The organism is Clostridium sp. CM037, assembly GCF_055081095.1.
In genome coordinates this window covers 1-20,089 of sequence record NZ_JBSJEN010000002.1, presented here as the reverse complement: position 1 = coordinate 20,089, position 20,089 = coordinate 1, and the positions used below count along the sequence as shown (strand labels likewise).

The 20,089-nt window shown below is 26.7% G+C and carries 20 protein-coding genes; all 20 read left to right on the top strand.

What is annotated here, in order from left to right; translation table 11 throughout:
* Positions 1–13 precede the first annotated feature (13 nt).
* Positions 14–643, top strand: coding sequence for a helix-turn-helix domain-containing protein (locus ACWJKP_RS20320; protein WP_462961718.1), 630 nt, complete (start codon positions 14–16; stop codon positions 641–643).
* A gap of 524 nt (positions 644–1,167) precedes the next feature.
* Positions 1,168–1,419, top strand: coding sequence for a helix-turn-helix transcriptional regulator (locus tag ACWJKP_RS20315; RefSeq protein ID WP_462961717.1), 252 nt, complete (start codon positions 1,168–1,170; stop codon positions 1,417–1,419).
* 17 nt (positions 1,420–1,436) lie between these two features.
* Positions 1,437–1,841, top strand: coding sequence for an RNA polymerase subunit sigma-24 (locus tag ACWJKP_RS20310; protein ID WP_462961716.1), 405 nt, complete (start codon positions 1,437–1,439; stop codon positions 1,839–1,841).
* Positions 1,842–1,862: 21 nt separating this feature from the next.
* The gene (locus ACWJKP_RS20305) at positions 1,863–2,114 is read left to right on the top strand and encodes a hypothetical protein (protein WP_462961715.1); all 252 of its coding nucleotides are present in this window, start codon (positions 1,863–1,865) and stop codon (positions 2,112–2,114) included.
* 13 nt (positions 2,115–2,127) lie between these two features.
* Complete coding sequence (locus ACWJKP_RS20300) at positions 2,128–2,358, top strand: hypothetical protein (RefSeq protein ID WP_165413434.1); 231 nt, start codon at positions 2,128–2,130, stop codon at positions 2,356–2,358.
* Positions 2,359–2,389: 31 nt separating this feature from the next.
* The gene (locus tag ACWJKP_RS20295) at positions 2,390–2,581 is read left to right on the top strand and encodes a hypothetical protein (protein WP_462961714.1); all 192 of its coding nucleotides are present in this window, start codon (positions 2,390–2,392) and stop codon (positions 2,579–2,581) included.
* Between the two features lie 59 nt (positions 2,582–2,640).
* Complete coding sequence (locus tag ACWJKP_RS20290) at positions 2,641–4,203, top strand: LPD25 domain-containing protein (RefSeq protein WP_462961713.1); 1,563 nt, start codon at positions 2,641–2,643, stop codon at positions 4,201–4,203.
* A gap of 62 nt (positions 4,204–4,265) precedes the next feature.
* A complete protein-coding gene (locus ACWJKP_RS20285) occupies positions 4,266–6,389 on the top strand; it encodes a VirD4-like conjugal transfer protein, CD1115 family (protein WP_462961712.1) in 2,124 nt (707 codons plus the stop codon).
* 4 nt (positions 6,390–6,393) lie between these two features.
* On the top strand, positions 6,394–8,583 hold the full coding sequence (locus ACWJKP_RS20280; protein WP_462961711.1) for a pLS20_p028 family conjugation system transmembrane protein: 2,190 nt from the start codon (positions 6,394–6,396) through the stop codon (positions 8,581–8,583).
* Between the two features lie 15 nt (positions 8,584–8,598).
* Positions 8,599–9,228 (top strand): DUF5011 domain-containing protein, encoded by a 630-nt coding sequence (locus tag ACWJKP_RS20275; protein WP_165413429.1) that lies wholly within the window; start codon positions 8,599–8,601, stop codon positions 9,226–9,228.
* A gap of 74 nt (positions 9,229–9,302) precedes the next feature.
* Positions 9,303–9,605, top strand: coding sequence for a DUF5592 family protein (locus ACWJKP_RS20270; protein WP_165413428.1), 303 nt, complete (start codon positions 9,303–9,305; stop codon positions 9,603–9,605).
* A 14-nt stretch (positions 9,606–9,619) separates the two neighbouring features.
* The gene (locus tag ACWJKP_RS20265) at positions 9,620–10,252 is read left to right on the top strand and encodes a hypothetical protein (protein ID WP_165413427.1); all 633 of its coding nucleotides are present in this window, start codon (positions 9,620–9,622) and stop codon (positions 10,250–10,252) included.
* Positions 10,245–12,200, top strand: coding sequence for a VirB4 family type IV secretion system protein (locus ACWJKP_RS20260; RefSeq protein WP_462961710.1), 1,956 nt, complete (start codon positions 10,245–10,247; stop codon positions 12,198–12,200). Before ACWJKP_RS20265 ends, ACWJKP_RS20260 begins: the two co-directional genes overlap by 8 nt.
* 5 nt (positions 12,201–12,205) lie before the next feature.
* A complete protein-coding gene (locus ACWJKP_RS20255; protein ID WP_462961709.1) occupies positions 12,206–13,222 on the top strand; it encodes a bifunctional lytic transglycosylase/C40 family peptidase in 1,017 nt (338 codons plus the stop codon).
* A 22-nt stretch (positions 13,223–13,244) separates the two neighbouring features.
* Positions 13,245–13,832 carry a hypothetical protein gene (locus tag ACWJKP_RS20250; RefSeq protein ID WP_165413425.1) on the top strand — a complete coding sequence of 196 codons (588 nt, stop codon included), beginning with the start codon at positions 13,245–13,247 and terminating at the stop codon, positions 13,830–13,832.
* A gap of 14 nt (positions 13,833–13,846) precedes the next feature.
* Positions 13,847–14,767 (top strand): hypothetical protein, encoded by a 921-nt coding sequence (locus ACWJKP_RS20245; protein ID WP_462961708.1) that lies wholly within the window; start codon positions 13,847–13,849, stop codon positions 14,765–14,767.
* Between the two features lie 284 nt (positions 14,768–15,051).
* Positions 15,052–15,300 (top strand): hypothetical protein, encoded by a 249-nt coding sequence (locus ACWJKP_RS20240; RefSeq protein ID WP_165413423.1) that lies wholly within the window; start codon positions 15,052–15,054, stop codon positions 15,298–15,300.
* Positions 15,301–15,303: 3 nt separating this feature from the next.
* Positions 15,304–15,672, top strand: a complete 369-nt coding sequence (locus ACWJKP_RS20235) for a hypothetical protein (RefSeq protein WP_462961707.1) — start codon at positions 15,304–15,306, stop codon at positions 15,670–15,672.
* A 9-nt stretch (positions 15,673–15,681) separates the two neighbouring features.
* On the top strand, positions 15,682–17,616 hold the full coding sequence (mobP2, locus tag ACWJKP_RS20230) for a MobP2 family relaxase (RefSeq protein ID WP_462961706.1): 1,935 nt from the start codon (positions 15,682–15,684) through the stop codon (positions 17,614–17,616).
* 103 nt (positions 17,617–17,719) lie between these two features.
* On the top strand, positions 17,720–19,801 hold the full coding sequence (locus tag ACWJKP_RS20225; protein ID WP_462961705.1) for a type IA DNA topoisomerase: 2,082 nt from the start codon (positions 17,720–17,722) through the stop codon (positions 19,799–19,801).
* Positions 19,802–20,089: the final 288 nt, after the last annotated feature.

Genomic DNA, 20,089 nt, shown 5'->3' with positions numbered 1-20,089 from the left:
GAGTGGTAAATACATGAATAATAGTGGTATAAAGATAATGGTTATTGATGATGATCCTGGAATAGTTGATTCTATAAAAAGTTTTCTGGGGGATAAATATTATGTTGAAGGGTATACGAGTTCCAGGGAAGGACTTAAACAATTAAAAAATAAAAGATTTGATATATTAATATTAGATTATTACATAGATGAGCTTACTGCAAAAGATGTAATAGAGGAAATAAGAAAATATAATAATGATTTATATATAATGCTTTTAACTGGACATGGTGAAGAAATTACTGGAATACAGTCACTAGAAAATTTAAAAATACAAAATTATTATGAAAAAAATGCTGATTTTGAAAAACTAATAATATTTATTGAAGGCATAGTTAAATCATTAGATTTTTTTAATAATAAAAGATGTACAATTGCTGAAAGATTAAAAAAACTCAGGAAAAATAATGAGCTAACGCAAGATAATATATCTAAATATTTAGATATACATAGAACAACTGTGACCCAATATGAGTCGGGTGAGATAATTCCAACAACTCAAAACATTATAAAATTAGCTAAATTATATAATGTCACAACTGATTATATTCTTTGTTATGAATTAAACATAGAAAATAATATTATTAAAGGGTTAAAAAAATAGAATAGCAATGGGATTAATATAAAAAATAGCATACAACTCGTATGCTATTTTTTATATGTGTGTTTAAATAACAATTATATAATTGGTACAGAAAATAGCAGTACATTTTAAGTTTCAAAAATGTATAAAACTTTTTGATATTGTGGTATACGTGTATAGAAGATATAAAGTATTTTTTTAATAAACATCAGACAAATGCAGATAAATATAGACAAATATATGTAAAAAAACTCATTATAATGTTAATAAGTTTTTGTATAATCGGCATATTATTTACTGAAATTAAAATACGGGTAAAACCTATATATAGCAAATAGAGACTCTCAGTTTGAGGGCCTTTATTTTTTTATTTCATTTTAGAAAATAATAAGACGGTTGACATGTTAGTTAAAATAACATATGATTATACAATGTTAGTTTAACTAACTTAAATAAAGCTAAAAACAAGCATAATATTATGTACAAGCGTTTATTCTAAATAAATATAAAAATATAGCTAAAAGGAGGGGGAATATAAATAAAAAATGCTGAAATTAACAATGTTAAGAATTGAAAGAAATTTAAAACAAGAAAAATTAGCAACATATATAGGAAAAAGTCGAAGCACATTATCTTCATATGAAAACGGAAAAATTATTCCACCTTATAAAACTATCTTAAAACTTAAAAAAATATTAAATTATTTTGAAGATGATTTACTTGATAAGGTAGATTATAAAAAGAAAATAATTAGGGTTAGAAGTACGTTCAAAATAAGTGAAAAAAGTCACAAATAGAAAGAAGGAGGAAATTCATGGCAGGTAGAAAAGTTACTTTTGATACAGACAAAGCTATAGAATTGCTAAAGAAAGGATTTAAACAAAAAGATATAGCAAAGGAATTAAATATTAAAGAAAGTACATTAAAAATGTTTTATAAAAGAAAAGCAGCAGGTGAACTTAAAAAAGTAAAGGAGCAAAAGAAAATAAAAATCAGTGACGGTGAATTAGAATTAGAACATAGTCATTTCCTTAGAATTGATGATTTAAAGGAAATAAGAGAAGAAAAAAGTTATGGAATACTGCCTCATGAGAGCATTGGTGATTATGGCTTTTTAAAGGTAAATATACAATCTTATAAGCTGAGTAAAAATAGTAAAAAATTAATATTTGATGAAACCAGAGGATTAAGAACTTATGCAGTACCAAAAATCTATTAAAAATAAAGGAGGATAAGTGAAATGGGAGTAAGGAAAATATCTAAACAAGAAATCAAGGAAAAAACAGAAGCAGTTAAAAAAATATTAAATATAAAAGGTGGTTTATACGAAGAGTGGCTTCTTGAGAAGCAAAATGAATTTATTAATGATAATGTATCATTTTTAATTGAAATGGCAAGCAAAAATGAGCCTCAAGAAAGTGAAGATAATCAAGACATTGAAGACATTGAAGATATTAAAGATACTAAAGATATCAAAAATAATAATATTTAAGGGGAGATAAAAAATGGAACAATTAGTTACTGGAATTACAAGTTTTATAACATGGTTACAAATACCCGCAGTTGTATGTTATGCGTTGGCACTACTATTTGGAGGGTATGAAATGCTATTTATAGGTGGTCAACAAGGAAGTGCTAATGCAAAAAAAGTATTTATAAGCTCTACAATAGCTTTTATTATAATTAAAGGAGCAAATGCACTAGCAACATCTTTAGGAAGTAAAATAACCTTTTAAAAATATTTTTATAAAGAAGGGAGCGAGTTATTTGAAATTAACATTTGAGGAAGAACAATTTCTAAAAGGAATCAAAAATTTGCAAAAGGATCAAGTGATAAAGAAAATTAAAAATATTAATACTGACAGTGAAGCTCTTAAAGAAGTAAAAGAAGATTTATTAATAAAATTAGAAAAATTTTCTCAATCTGAAATAGAAAACTTAATAATGGCAATAGATTAATGTTTAAGAGGTACTTATAAGTATCTCTTTTATTTTACCCGAAAACAGGAGGGTTAGGTGTGAAAACATTAGAGGAAAAAAAGGAAGAGTTAAAAAATACAATGGACATGCTAGAAAAAGGAGTAAAAGATGTTTTTGAAAGTAATAAATTTAAAGAATACCTTAATACTATGTCTAAATTCCATAATTATAGTGTGAAAAATATTTTATGGTTGCAAATGCAAAACCCTAATGCTAAGCGAATTGCTGGGATAAAAACATGGAATAGCTTGGGTAGAAAAATAACTAAGGGAGAAAAAGCATTAAGAATTTTAGCACCATACAAACATAAAAAAGAAATTGAGATGGACAAATTAAATCCTAAAACAAATACTGCATATGTAGATAAGAGTGGTAATAGAGTTAGAGAAAAACAGAGAGTAGAGTGGATTAGTTTTAAGGCAGTGCCAGTTTTTGATATATCACAAACAAATGGTAAAGAACTACCAACATTAGTTAATGAATTAGAGGGCACTGTAGATAATTATGAGAATATGAAAAGTGCTTTAGTTGAAGTAGCAAAAATACCAGTTGAGTTTGAAAATATTGAAAATGCTAGTAAAGGTTATTACCATTTGGGAGAAAACAGGATAGCAATTAAAGAAGGTATGAGTGAAGAGCAAACAATTAAAACTCTAATACATGAAACAACACATAGTAGGCTTCACAGTGTAGATAAACAGAAAGATATTAACGATATTGAAAGAAATACTAAAGAGATAGAAGCAGAAAGTACAGCTTTTGTTGTAGCAAAACACTTTGGAATAGATACAGATGATTATAGTTTTGGATATGTGGCATCTTGGAGTAAAGACAAGGATTTAAAAGAACTTGAAGCATCATTAAAAACTATACAAAAGGAATCTAATAGTCTTATAGGTGAAATAGAAGATAAACTAGAAGATAAACTAAGTAAAGAGAAATTAGTAGAAAAAGACCTTAGTAAAATTAATTTATCAGATGAAAATATAAAAGAATATGAATTTTTTAAAACAACTAAAGAAGTTAATTTGGAAGATGGTACTCATATTAAAAAAGGGACATCTTTTAAAGAAGAAGGTTTTGAAAATAACAAATATACTTTGCATTTTTGTGATAAACGCGAAAACAAATATACTAATGAAACTGCTGAATATGAATTCTTATTGTCTGAATTAAAAGAGTTTAGTGTGCCAACTGAAAGAAAGCAACAATTTGATGAAGAAGACGAAAGAATAATTTCTGATAAAGCACCTTCTGTTGAAATTGTATTTTCAGAAGTTGAAGATAAAAAGTATTTTAGTGAAGGTGAAAAAATATCTTTCGATGAAGCAAATAAAAGGTTTGGGAAAGCGGAAAAGGAAGTCAGGCAGAAAAAAGAAACTGCTAAAGAAAACAAAGGGTATTATCCTTATTTAAAAACTAAGATTATTTTAAATATAGATAATAAAACACAAAAAACTATGAGATATGACATAGGGGATAATTATGCAAAAGACTTAAAAGAATTTTGTGAAAAACAACTTGATAAAGAAAGTCTAAAAGTACTTAAAAAAAATTGCTTAAAAATTAAAAATGAAAAGGAATGTGAGTTAGAGAGGTGAATAAAAAATGTGTTAGAGATATATTTTCTAGCTTTTTTTATTGTTCCTGAAAGGAGTGAAAAATGAGTAAAAAAATCATTATAAAAATCTTTAATTATATTAAGAAATTTTGTTTAAAAAATTATATTTACATATTATTAATTGCATTAGTTTCAGTTGTATTGACGATGTTTTCAAATTTACTATTGGCTGCAGTATTTAAGTCGTTAGGAAACCTAAAAAATAAATCAAAGGGTGTTTTTATTATTGAAGATATATTTAATTTTCAATTTAAATATAAAACTTATTATTTAATTACATTTGCATTAATAATATTTACAGATATTAAAGTTATCTATGCTACAAAAATGAATTTTAAAAAGATTAATAAAGGACAAAAGGGAACAAGCGAATTTACAACTTTAAAAGAATTACAACAACAATATAAAGCAGTACCAGAAAAAGAAGAAACATACAAAGGTCGTGGAGGTGTTGTGATTTCTCGGTATAAGGATAAAATATTTATAGATGACAGTGCAGTAAATAATTTAGTAATTGGGACAACTCGTAGTGGTAAAGGTGAAACATTTGTATTCCCAACTATTGATGTGTATTCGAGAGCAGAAGAGAAACCATCAATGATAATAAATGATCCAAAGGGAGAGCTTGCTTCTGCATGTTATGACACCTTAATAAAACGAGGGTATGATATTCAAATTTTAAATCTCCTACAACCGATGAAGAGTATGAGTTATAACCCTTTGCAACTTGTTATAAATGCCTATAAAAACAAAGATTATTCAACGGCTCAAATGCTTTGTAACACTTTAACATTTTCATTGTATAACGACCCAACAGCAAAAGATAAATTTTGGCTTATTTCCGCTCAATCTTTAGTAAATGCTTTAATTTTAGCTATAACAAAAGATTGTGTAGAAAGTGGGAATGAAGAAAAAATAACACTTTATACTGTTGCTAATTTTCTTGCTAATAAGGGAAGTGCAGAGGATGAAGACGGAAAAAACGAATTGGATGAATTTTTTAAGATTAGAGACCCTTTTGATATTTCGAAAATGCAATATGCCACTAGTAACTTTGCAAAAGGTACAACAAGAGGTGGGATTTTTGCAACAGCAATGTCAAAAATTCAAATTTTTACTTTTGATGAAATAGCTAAAATGACAGCTAAAAATTCGTATGATTTAGAGCAAATAGGATTTAATAAAAAACCAGTAGCAATATTTATGGTTACACCCGATTATGATAGTTCTAATCATGTTATAGCTTCTATTTTTATAAGACAAACATATTACATGGCAGCAAAGAAAGCTTCTCTATCAAATAGTGGGAAGTGTAAAAGAGAAATAGTTTATTTATTAGATGAATTTGGTAATATGCCACCAATAGAAGATTTTTCTAATATAATAACGGTGTGCTTAGGTAGAAACATAAGATTTAATCTAATTATACAATCATATTCGCAACTTAAAAAATTATATGGTGATAGTAAAGATACTGTTGTGGGTAATTGTGGAAATCAAATATACATACTTACATCAGACGAAGAAACTGCAAAAAGTTTTTCGGAAATGTTAGGAAATAGGACTTTAATAAATAACTCTTTAAGTGGTAAAGAACTATTTAATAAATCTACAACTGCAAGTATTGATAAAAGAGAATTGTTGAACAAAAATGAATTAATGAGTTTAAGAGAAGGTGAAAGTGTAGTTATAAGAGTGATTAAACGACAGGATAACAACAAAAACAGAATTACACCTAGACCAATATATAATACTGGAGAAACTACTTTGAAGTACAGATACGAATACTTAAATGCTGAATTTGATACAAGTAAGAGTATAAACGATTTGAGTATTAGTAGTTTGCATAAAGATGTAGATGTAAAAAAACTTATAATGTATTCAGAAATTAATGATGATGATGAAAATGATGAATTCGTTGAAACATCTACAGCGGAAAATGAAACCGAAAATATAGAAAATATAGAAAATATAATAAAAGAAAAAGAGTTAACAGGGGATGATAAATTTTTAATAGAAAAGATAACTGGAAATTATGAGGATATTGGAGAGGTTAATATAAAAGAATCTAGTGAAAAAGAAATAAAACAATTGCTTATAGAATATGAAGATAAATTTTCAGATGAAGATAAAATAAAATTAAAAAAAATAATAGGAAGGAGCTAATAAAGTGGATCCAGTGAAGATTTTACAAACATATTCAGAAATGTTCAAATTAGATACAATATTGGGTAGAACAATGCGGGAACTACTTTGGGGTATAGTAAAGGTTTTAAGTTATTTCGTAGATGCTATTTCAGCTGTAACAGACAAACTATTCGTACTAGATAAATTTTATAACGACCCTAAAGTTATAGATTTTATTAATAGTGTTAAACCACTGATAGTTGTATTGTTTGCAATTTCGTTACTCGGAATTGGGTATCAGTTAATGTTTTCTCAAACCAAACAATTCAGAAAAATCGGTACAAATATTCTTGTAGCTATAGCTGTAATTTTAGTATTACCTATGGGAATGAATAAAATGAATGAATTAACTAATCTTGGAGTAAATGCAGTAAAAGGCAGTCCAAGTAATTTAACTAATGAAATAATAAAAAGCAATGTAACGGATATTTTGCTTTACGATAAATTAAACTTTGACGATAATGTAATAAAACAATTAAAAAGCGGTAATAACATTAAACTTGAAAATATTAGATATATAGACCAAACATCAATTATAGAACCAGATTTTATTAATACGGCAGGCATTAAAAACAAAGAGGTATTTGGTAAAAGATTAACAACAGATGTAGATGGGAAGTTAGATACAACTGATCTTAATCAAGGGTGGTTGACATTTTGGAAAGAATATTATTATAGATTCGATATTAATTTTCTAAATATCATAGTATCACTTGGTGTTCTTGGTGCAACTTTAGCATTTACTTGTTTTAAACTTGCTAAGATGATTTTTGAACTTGGTTACAATAAATTTTTAGCTATTCTTATAGCTCCAATCGATATTAATAATGGACAGAAAACAAAACAGATACTCCAAAATATAACGTCAACTTTTATTGTGACTTTTTTAATAGCTGTGTTGCTTAAATTTTATGTCTTGTTTGTAGCGGTGTGTACAAAAGTAACGGGTATGGAGGGCGTAGTTTTACTCGTAGCGGGTTCTTTTGCAGTAATAGACGGACCTAATTTAGTTGAAAAATTATTTGGAATAGATGCTGGACTTCGAAGTGGATTTAAAACAATGGCAGGAGCATACATGATAGGTAAAACTGCTATGGGAGGTGCTAAGAGTATTGGTAAGACTTCTAAGAGTATTGCAGGCGGTGTAGGTAAAATGACAGGAGCTGTACTTGGATCAAGTGCGGGTATAGCAAGTGGTTTATACAAAGACATGGATAAGGATAAAGAAAAGAAAAATGCAGATACGAATAAAGAAAAATCTATATATCCTGGGATGGCTAAAGATAAGGCTAAAGCAAATGGGAATTTAGGTAAGGGAAATACTGTTAATGGTAGTACTGCAAACACTGGAAATTCTAATAAGAAGAACGATACTAGTAGTCCAGAAGTTGATACTAAAGGAAATGGTGATGAAGGGCATCGATCAATTTATGATAAAATGGGTAATGATAATGAAAAAAACAATATTAATGACAATGATGGTCAGGGACATAAATCTCTATATGATGAAATGAATGATTCTAATGGAGAAAGTGGACAACCTAGTTCAATTAATAGTGGTAATGGCACAGAAACAAACGGTAACGAAGGAAATGGACATATTGCACCAAATAATACACCAAAGCCTATACAATCTACTCCTAGTAATAATGGGAATGGAATAAACGGACAACCTAGTGCAAATGGAAATATTTCAAATAATACCCCTGAACCAATTAATCATAGCAGTGGTAATGGTACAGAAGTGAACAGTAACGGAGGGAATGAAGGAAGTGGACATATTGCACCAAATAATATACCAGGGCCTATACAATCCACTCCTAATAGCAATGGGAATGGAATAAGCGAACAACCTAGTGCAAATGGAAACATTTCAAATAATACCCCTGAACCAATTAATTATAGCAGTGGTAATGGAACAAAAGCGAACAATAACGGGGGGAATGAAGGAAGCGGACATATTGTACCGAATAATACACCTGAGCCTATACAACAACCTAAACAATCGAATAATGATAATTCTCCTTATCAAACAATTGGTCAGCATCAAAAAGAGAAAATCGTTAATAAATTTCAAAATAATCCTATTGTTAAGCAAACTAGAGAATCGTATAATCGAGGAAAAAACACAGGTCAAAGTATAAGAGAAAATATAAATAATAAAAACAAGTAGAAGGAAGTTGAAAAAATGAAGAAAAATAAAACTAATAAAGTAATACTAATAATAGCAGTAGTTGCGATATTATTTAGTATTACTGGATGTAGTAGCTCTGCATCCAGTAATACTAAAACTGAAAAATTAGCATTAACAAAGGAAAATGTTCAAAAAGTTTTTAGTGATGAATATTCCTTGAGTTCTATTAATTTAGATTGGGGAAATGTAAGAGCAACATTTACGACTAAAAAAGATGTTAATAGAAAAGAAGCAACAAAACTAATAAAAGATATTGAATCAAAAGCACAGAAGAATTTTAAGGTTACTGTTCCAAGTAGTATAGAATTGAAGAATATTGATAATGTTTTAATTGGACACACTGGAGATGGTAAAATATTTATAGGATATTCACCGGATATATCTATTGAAAAGAAATATTATGTTTATAAATATTCTATGGCCAATAAATTTAACTTGTTAAATCCTGTAGATGATGTAAAAGTAACTGCAACAGATTCAGAAGATGGTGATGTAACAAGCAAGATAAAATTAAAAAATCCAGAAGTTTTAACTAAAATAGGAGAACAAACTTTAAATTATGAAGTAACTGATAGTGATGGTAATACTGATGATAATGCTTTTAAAGTAGAAATAACAAAATAAATATAAAGAGTCTGTAAAAATACAGACTCTTTATTATGTGGATTTTATTAGATAAATAGAAAGGAGGCATACTTATGTATCTAATTCCTAAAGAATTAAATAGTAAAATAAAAATTACTAAACATCTATATTTAAAAGAATTTTTTCTGTTTTTAATAGGAATGGGATTAGTTTTTGCCTTAGATAGTTTAGTTTATTCTAGCTTGATTTTAGTATATTATATATTCTCAACTTTAGTAATAATATTCTTATTATCGCCCGCAAAAGATAATCCGGAAAGGTCAAATTATGAAGCTATATATTATACTTTTACGAGAAATAAAAAAACATTTCATGCAATTTCGATTAATGAAACTAAAAATTCAAAAAAACAATAAAATAGGAGGTTGAAATGTTTAAATTTAAGAGTTTAAAGAAGGAAAAAAGTGAAAATGAAAATAAGAAAGAAAAAGAGGAAATTAAACAAGCTTCTAAGAAAGAAAAAGAGAAAATTAAACAGATTCCTTCTAAGGTAACAGATGTGTTACCTTTTTTAGATATAAAAAACGATTATATTATTCAAAAGGATGAAGTAATGGATATTATAGAAATTGAAGGTAAGGATATTTTATCTTTAACTGTAAATGAATTAGAAAGAGATATTAATATATTTCACACGTTTTATAAAACGGTGAAAATAGATACTAAATTAGTATCTATGAATTTCCCAGTTAATGCTCAAAAACAAAAAGATTATATTGACTACAAAATAAGTAAAACAAATAATCAAATTTATAAAGTATTTTTAAAGGATAAAAAAAATGAACTAGAGTATTTAGAGAAAAATAGAACAAATAAAGAGTATTATTTATTCTTATTTGCTCCAAATAAAGAAATTTTGAACGCAGTAAAAAACACAGTAAAGAGAACTATATCTAATGCTCTTAATACAAGAAATTTAACAATAGAAAAAAAGAAATTAATATTGTATAAGTTAAATAATAAAAATGCAAAAATTGATACAGGGAGGAAATTTAGTGATTAATAAAGTAATACAATTAAAAAATAAAATACTACAATTGAAAAATGAAAAGCTAAAAAAAATTAATGAAGTTAATGAATATAATGCTGATTTTATATACGATATACAACCTTCTGGGGGATTATCTTTTAAAGAAAGTTATACAAAGAAAGGTGATGGCTATGAAACTTGCATACAGATTTATGATTTTCCAACTCATGTAGACGAATTTTGGCTATATGATATTTTAAATATTAATAATGTGATTACATCAATTGATGTTGCTTCCACTAAGGAAACGGAGGTGGTAAGCAATATAAATAAATCTTTAAGAGAACAATTGGACCGATTTTACAATGAAAAAGACCAAATAGAAAAAATTTCGGCTGAAACTAAATACAATGAATTGATGGAAATATTTAATCAAATTTCAAGGTCTGGTGAAGTAGTTAAGCTTGTAAATGTAAGACTATATGTAAGTGGAAAAACAATTTCTGAACTTGAAGAAAACATAAGAAGTGTATTAGAAACATTAGAAGGATTAAGTTTCAAAGGAACTATTTTTTTAAATGAAACTGAATACGAATGGAAAGCTCTTTTTACAAGCAATAGTAAAATAAAAGAATTTCCCAATAAAAGAGTTGGTAAAGAAATGGGTTCAATAACTTTAGCAGCGGGATATCCTTTTCACTTTACGAAGCTTGATGATCCAAATGGTACTTATTTGGGTGGCACAACAACTGGAGGTAGTTTGATTTTTGATATATTCCATAAAGATAAGTACAGAAAATATTACAATGCACTTATTTTTGGAACAATGGGCTCAGGGAAATCAACGCTTTTAAAAAAAATAACGTTGGATAATGCTTGTAGAGGGAATATTATAAGAGGAATAGATGTAACTGGGGAATTTGAAAATCTAATAAAAGAACTTAATGGTAAAATGATTGCTCTGGATGGTACCAATGGGATTATTAACCCCTTGCAAATTTTAAGAACATCCGATAAAGAAGGAATTTCGTTTATGCAACATCTATCTAAATTAACGACATTTTATAAATTCATTGCACCTCAAGCGGATGATGAAACATGTAAAGAGTTTGAATTGCTTGCAAGAGAACTATATATTAAATTTGGGATTTACAAAGAAAATACGGATGTAGAAAAATTAAATCTTACTAGACTGGCAGAAAACCAATATCCTATTTTTAGTGACCTTTTGAATTTAGTTAAAGAGGAATTGTATGAAGATGTTAAAAATAATATTATAAGAAAAAAATTATCTAGTACAAAATTAAAAAGATTAGAAAGTATAGAGTTAACATTAAAAAGTATGGTAAATAACTATGGGTACTTATTCGATGGGTATTCAACTATCGAAAATATAGTTGATGAGCAACTTGTATTTTTTAGTATTAGAAACTTAACTTCTATGAAAAAAGAAATTTTTAATGCACAAATGTTTAATGTTTTGAATTTATTGTGGGACAATATGCTACAGAATGGGAATAAATACAAGAAATTATTTGATACAAAATCAATTGATTGGGAAGATATTGTGAGATATTTAATAGTTATTGATGAAGCTCACAGAATAATAAACCCTGAAAACTTATTAGCTGTTAAATTTTTAATTGAGTTTGAAAGAGAAGCGAGAAAATATTTTGGAGGTCTTGTATTTGTATCGCAATCTATACGAGATTTTATACCAGAGGGGACAAGTACTGAAGGAGTTAATGAAATAAAAACATTATTTGAATTAACTCAATATAAATTTATTATGCAACAAGACAATAACGCTCTAAAAACTTTACGTACAGTTTTTGATGGAAGTCTTTCGGAAAGTGAATTTAAAAAAATACCACTTTTGTCACAAGGTGAATGTATTTTATCAATAAATAGTGTGGGTAATATAGCTTTTCATGTCGAGGCAAGTGGAAAAGAATTGGACATATTCCAAGGTGGTGCTTAAAAAATATGCTTAAAAAATCAATAAAAAAAACAATGAAAAAAGTATTAATGAAAGTGATGGTGACTATGTTGCCATTACTTTTATTACTTATAATTGTTTCGGTAACAGCACTTATTATTATAGGTAGTAATGGTAATACAAATGAAAATAGTGGGGTTAGTATGGGGACGGCAAGTGTATCAGCGGAAGTTTTAGCATGGAAACCACTTGTTGAAAAATATGCAAACCAATTTGAAATAAGTGAATATGTAAATTTGATTTTAGCATTAATTCAGCAAGAGAGTGGAGGGTCTTCAATTGACGTAATGCAATCTAGTGAAGGAGCATTTAATACGAAATATTCAAAATCACCTAATGGAATAACCGACCCCGATTACTCGGTTTTTTGTGGAGTACAAGAATTTAAAGATGCTATTACTAAGGCTGGTGTTAAAGATATTAATGACACTAAAAACATTAGTTTAGCACTTCAAACGTATAACTTCGGTCAAGGATTTATTGGGTTTGCCAAATCAAAAGGGGGATATTCACTTGCAGTTGCACAAGAATTTTCTAACATGCAAGCCAAAAAAGTTGGATGGTCAAGTTATGGAGATGTGAATTATGTAACTCATGTTTTTCAATATTATAAAAGTACAACAAATACAAATACAGATATAAAAGGTGGTTCAGGAAAATTAGCAAAAGTAATAGAAATAGCACAAAAACAACAAGGTAAAGCTTACATATGGGGAGCAGCTGGACCAGATACTTTTGATTGTAGTGGATTAGTATTTTATTGTTATCAAAACGCAGGATATAAAATACAGAGAGATACAGCACAAGGTTATTATAATAGTTCAGCAAAAACTACTACACCAGCGGTTGGAGATTTAGTTTTCTTTGGTACGGTTTCGGATGTACATCATATAGGAATATACATTGGTAATGGTAAAATGCTAAATGCACCTAAGAGCAATGACATTGTTAAAATCCAAAGTTATGAAAGACCTGACCTTATTGGGTTTGGAAAATATAATTGAACTAAAATCAGGGGGAATAAATATGAAAAAAATAAATAAATTTTTAATTATAAGCAATATAGTTTTTATAATATCATTAATAACAGTAATTAATATGAACTATAAAAATTATAAAAACTATATAACAAGTGAAAAAAACCTAGCAACTACAAAAGATAAAGTGAAAAATTATGATACCAAAATAGGTGAATTAAATAAGAAAATCAATACAAAAAATAGTGATAAAATAGCGCAGATAAATGAAGTTTCAAACCAGTTTTTAAATGCTTTTTTTAATTATGATGCTTTAAGCAAGGATAAAATTTATGACAATATAAAACCTTACTCAACTCCTTCTTTAGTAAATAAATTAAAACCAGTAAAAGAAAATGAACTAGAAAGTGATGTTAATTATAAAATTTCTATTAAAAACATAAGAGTATATTCTAAGACAATACAAGACAATAATGTTAGCGTCTTAATACTTGCTGACCAAGGAATGTTAGTTAATAAAGTAGATAGTACAACACCAATATTAATAGAATTAAAATTAAGAAATATTGATAATAAATGGCTAGTTGATGATTTATTAATTAATAAACCATTAAAAAATATGCCATTTATTGATTAATTGGAGGTGGAAATATGATTGGTAATTTAGCTTATTCTAAAACAAATGTGAAACATAATAAATCAACTTTTTATTATGTTTCATTCATTTTTATAATAATTGTGTATTTTATATTTTTCAATGCAAATAGTATATTGCCAGATAATTCTACTGTTATGAATAGCAGTTTAGGTAAGGAAGTAAATATTGGTTCTACAAAATTTTCTATAAACAGATGGGAGTATAATAAAGACAAAAATTTCATGGAAATAGAATTATCTTATAAAGATTCTGGAGATTATATTGCAACAAAATTTGATTTTTCGGCTAAAGCTAAAGTTAATGTAAAAAAGCAATTAGCTGTAAAAACAATGTTAAATACAGATAATATTTATATTGTTCAAATTGAAAACATACCAAAAAATTATGAAGCCATTGCATTAAAAGTTAGCCAAAATTTAGGCTCAAATTCAAATGTAAATATAGATACGAGTGATATATCTACGGAGGATTTTAGTTCAAGTACGATTGATAAAAGTATAAATAATAACAATGATGATGCAATTAAAAATGACTCCATTACACTATATTGTGATTATAGAAAAGTGAAAATAAACAATGATCTTAAATCAGAAACACAAAAATATTATATTATTAATATGTCAAAAACTGAAATTAAAAACATAAATAATGATGTAATTACAATTGATAATAAAATTAAAAGTAATGATAATATAATCAATATAGCTAACGAAAAAATCAATAGTTTAAATAGTCAATTGAAATATGAAATTGAAGCAGAACAGAATAAAACGAATCAAAAAATCAATAGTTACAAAGCAAAAATAGATGCTAGTGGAGTAGAAAATGCTTCTATGCAAATGACTAAAGCTTCACTTATAGACAAGATAGCAAAGGTAGAACAAAAGATTAATGATGTTACAAATGGTCAATAATATTATAAAAAAACAGCTTAAATTTAATAAAATAGGTTATTTAAAGATACGTAAAGGTATACGAAAACCACTATAATTTGTAAAAAATGCACTTGAAAAGATACGTAAAGGTATCCGAAAACATATAAAAAGATGATATCACTGTTTCGTTAGGCTTTGCCTAACCTTTCACCATAGGTGATAGCAAAAACCCCTTATGCTCATACAGAGAACTGGGGGTAACCCCTAACCTAAAAGTTGTATCAAAATTTAGGTTAATAAAAACCCGAAAAAAAGGAGAAGTTATGGATATTATAATTAGAAATCTTGATGTAAAGTCAGTACAAAAATTAGATGAAATTTCTAAAGAAAAAGGATTATCTCGCCAACAATTTTTAAAAAATTATATTGAAACTTTAAGTGTATTAAGTGTTATTAAGGAAAGTGAAACTAAGTATGTAGATTTAGTAAATCAATTATCTTTTTTAATTAAAGAAAATACTAATGTATTAACGCAAATTCGAACTGATTTTATATTAGACGAGGAGGAGTAAATTATGAGTATTAAAGTAATAAGAACACGAAAAGAATTTAGATTATTAAATGAGGATATCAATTATATAAATATAATTTCTAAAGAAAATAACCTTCAACCAAGTGATGCTTTGTCACAAATCATTAATGAACATGAAAATATGTCTAACATATTAGAGAACTCATTAAAAAAAATATTATTAGGTATAAATAATTTAAACAAGTTATCTAAAATACAATTAGAGATTAGTAATTCAATTTGTTTAAAAGAAGGTTATCAAGAAAAGGATTTTGTATCTACAACAGAATTCAAATCTGGTCTAGTTGCAAAAGCATATGAAGAAGTAGAAAAACAAATTGCCAATAGTAACATTAAAAAATCCAGTAAATAGAGGTGCAAAATGGTAGGTGTAGTTGTAGTATCAAAATTTATTACACATGAAAATGCGAATGAGTTTTCTGGAATGGTTGATTATATGGATAGAGAAGAAGCTATAACAAATAATAATATTTCATTATCTATTAAAGGTGTGGAACTTAATATTATAGAAAGAAAATTACTTAGTGTTATTAATAGTACTGGAAGTACAGATATAAATACATTAGTTAAAGATGAAAAGCTAAAAAATATGATTTGTTTTGAGCAAAAATTATTTAATAAAAAAGAAAAATTAACAAGATATGATTCAAATTATATTTTTAAAAAGTTTTTTAATAAAAATGGCGAGTTTTTAATTGAAAATATTGAAAAAAGTTTTAGCAAGACCCGCAAAAATGTAGATACTAATGAACTTGAAAAAGAGAAAACAAGAATTAATACAAGATTAAAGAAGCTAGAGTCTTTAAATTATGTTGCGAAAAATGAAGATAACAATTATATACTCAATAAAAAAGCAAAAGAAGAAATGAAAAATTTTAGTGGGTTTGAGTTTACAATTTATGATTCTAATAAAATTTTAAAGCTAGTAAGAGATAATAAATATTTAAGATCCATACAAACTAAACTATCTAATGATTTAGATATTGGAACTAAAGAAGGTAAATATAATTATGATTATATTAATAAAAGAATTAATAATAATATTAAATTTGGTTATATTGAAGAAAAAAACGGTAAGTTAGAAATAACAGGAAAAGGGTTAGTTGCCGAAGATAAAATTATAAATCCACATAGAAAATTCATTATAGAAGAAATTAAAGATTTAGAATTAAAATCTGACGAATTTAAAAGAGAAAAAGAAATAGTAGATGAAAAATATTCAGTTATAAATAAATTAGAATACTCTGGAATGATTGATTACATGGATAGAAAAAAAGCTAAGAGTACTAATTCAAAAGAAGATATAGGTTTGTTTACAGATAATAAAGATCTATTGGATTTAACCGAAAAAAATAAATTAAAAAACCTATTTAATAAATGTCAAAATAATGGTGGAATTATGTGGCATGATGTAATAAGTTTTGATAATAAATTTCTTGAAAAGCATGGAATATATGATAGCAAAAACAAAGTATTAGATAATACTAAATTAAAAGAAGTAGTAAGAGCTTCGGCCAATGAAATGCTTAAAAAAGAGAAATTAAACGAGTCTGCAATTTGGTGTGCAGATATTCATTATAATACCGATAATATTCATGTTCATGTTTCAACTGTTGAATTAAATCCAAGTAAAACAAGAGGAAAACGAAAACCAAAATCTATATTAGCAATGAAATCTAAAATTGTAAATGGAATTACAAATAACAATGAACAATATAAAAAAATAAATGACATAATTAGAAAAGATATAATTGAAAATAAAAAGAAAGTAAAATCTTTAGATAATATAAAACTCAAAAAATTATTTCTTGAAATACATAGTAAGTTACCAGATGATAGAAAACAATGGACTTACAATTATAATACTATAAAGCATGTAAGACCTTTAATAGATAAAATGACGGATATTTATATAGAAAAATATCATAAAAAAGATTTTTTAAAATTAAAAGAAGAATTAAAAAAAGAAGAAGTGAATTTAAAAGAAGCTTATGGAGAAGGAAAAAACAATTCTTATAAACAATATTATGACACTAAAATGAAAGATTTAAAAACTAGAATGGGAAACACAATTTTAAAAGAAATTAAAGAATATGATTATAACTTGAATGGTCGAAAAATTAAAAAGAATTTTAGTAAAACAGAGAGGAAAATATTTGTTAAAAATTCAATTGTTGCTGTATGTTTAAAAAAAATTGATAGAATCATGGATAATAGTTATGAACATTCTAAAAATCAAAGAGATTATGAAAAATTACAAAATGAAATTGCGAAAAATGAAATCGAAAGAAATTAATCAACTAATAAGATTACGCTGATTTTAAGTGTAGTCTTATTAGTTTGTTTAAATAAAAAAATGATAAAAATAGAATGAAGATAAAAGAAAGCGAGTGATAGATATGGCAAAATTAATAATTGCAGAAAAACCATCTTTAGCAATGAATATTGTGAAAAGTATTGGAAATATGAAAAAAAATGATGGATATTTTGAGAATGCAGAATATATAGTAACATTTGCTTTTGGGCATCTTTTAAAACTATATGATGTCGATGATTATTTTGATATAGCGAAAACATATTGGAATTTAGAAGAAATTCCATTTGTACCAGAAAACTTTAAATTCAAGTTAACAGATGATATTGGTATTAAAAAACAATATAAGATAATAAAAAGCTTAGTGAAAAGTCCTAATGTTGATGAAATTATTAATTGTGGTGATGCTGATCGCGAGGGCGAGGTTATTGTAAATAATATAATTTATAAGATTTTTAATGAGGAAAAGATAGAAAAGAAGATTAAAAGATTGTGGCTACCAGAACAAACAGAACAAACAATATTAAAAGAATTAAAAGAATTAAAAGATATTGAGTTAACTAAAAATCTTTACAATGAAGGATTAGCTAGAACTTATATTGATTGGCTTTATGGAATAAATTTAACGAGATATACAACTTTAAAAGCCGGTTCACTTCTTCCCGTTGGACGTGTATTAATTCCAGTTGTACGATTTGTGTATGATAGAGATAAACTCATTGAAAATTTCAAGTCTGAAACTTTTTATGAAATAGCTGCACTTATTAAAAAAGAAGATTTAGAAATAAAAGCTAAGTTAAGGGATAGAAAATTTTCAAGTGATGGATCTGAAAAAGCTACTAATTTGCTAAATATACTTAAAAATAAAAAAGCTTTAGTTTCAAAAGTCGAGAAAAAAGAGATTAAAAAGCAACCTAAAAAATTATTTTCTTTAGACACATTACAAAATAAACTTTTTAAAGAAGAAAAAATATCACTTAATGATACATTGAAAAATCTACAAGCTTTATATGAAAAAGGTTATGTTTCATATCCTCGAACAAATTCAGAGTATTTAGCTGAAAATGAAAAAGATAAAGTTAAAACAATAATTGAAATTATAAGGGAAAAATTTAATGTGAATATACAACTTAAAGAGAGTACTAAAATATTTGATAGTAGTAAAATAGAGGGGCATAGTGCTGTTATCCCTACTTTAAAAGTTCCAAATGAAAGTACTCTTAGTGAGAATGAATTAAAGGTTTATAATACTGTTAAAAACAGATTCATAAGCAATTTTTTAAGTGAAGAAACTATAATTGAGGAAACATGTGTATTAATTAAAATTGAAAATGAAACTATTGAGCTTAAAGGGAATGTTATTGTAAAAGAAGGATTTCTAAAATATGAAAATGACATGGATAATAAAAATACTTTACCAGAATTTATAGAAGGTGAAGAACTAAATTGTGTATTTGCAGTTGATAAAAAAGAAACACAGAAACCCAAAAAGGTAACAGAAGCAGATTTAAATAGCTTTTTGAAACATCCTTTTAAAAAGCAAGAAATTAACGAACTTGAAAACATTAATGATGATGATGAATATAAAGACATCTTATCTGGTGTAGAAATTGGAACAGTTGCTACAAGAGCCAACATCATTGAAAATGCTAAAAGGTATGATTACATTAAAATCAATAAAAACTCGCTGATATGCGATTTAAAGGGCATAAAACTAATAGAAATATTGGACAAGTTAAACATAAACATGAGTAAAGAGAAAACTGTTGAAGTTGGTAAAGAGCTTAAACAAATTTATAAAAATGAAAAGAAAATTGAAGATGTTGTATGTAAGGTTAAAAACGAGCTTTTTGAAGTGATAAATAAAAGTTCAGATGTAGTAATAGAAAAAATTAACACAAAAAATATTATATGCAAATGCCCCATTTGTGGTGGAGATATAGTTGAAAATGCTAAGGCATATGGTTGTAATCAATGGAAAGAAGGTTGCAAATTTACAATTTGGAAGACTATAGCCGGTAAAAAGCTAACAGAAAAGCAAGCAATACAACTTATTGAAAAAGGCAAGACGAGTAAAATAAAAGGTTTTAAAAGTAAGGCTGGCAAAAAGTTTGATGCTTCTTTAAAGTTAGAAATCACACAAGTTAAATTCGATTTTAATTATTAATATTAAGAAAGACAATACAAAAGCAATGGACACCTTGTCAACTAATATAATGGAATTCATTAATATATTAGTTGACCACTTCCATTGCTCTTGTATTGTACTATATATAAATCTTATATCATTATTTTTTCTACACGGGGTAGGGCCAACATTGTCGGAAATGATGGCCCTACCCCTATAATAAGATATTATCTTGAACGGTTTTATATATTGAAAATAAAAATGCCCCTGGTAAGATAGAGGCCACTGAAAAAAGCACTCTCTTTTCAGTAAGTTTTTTAGGCTTGG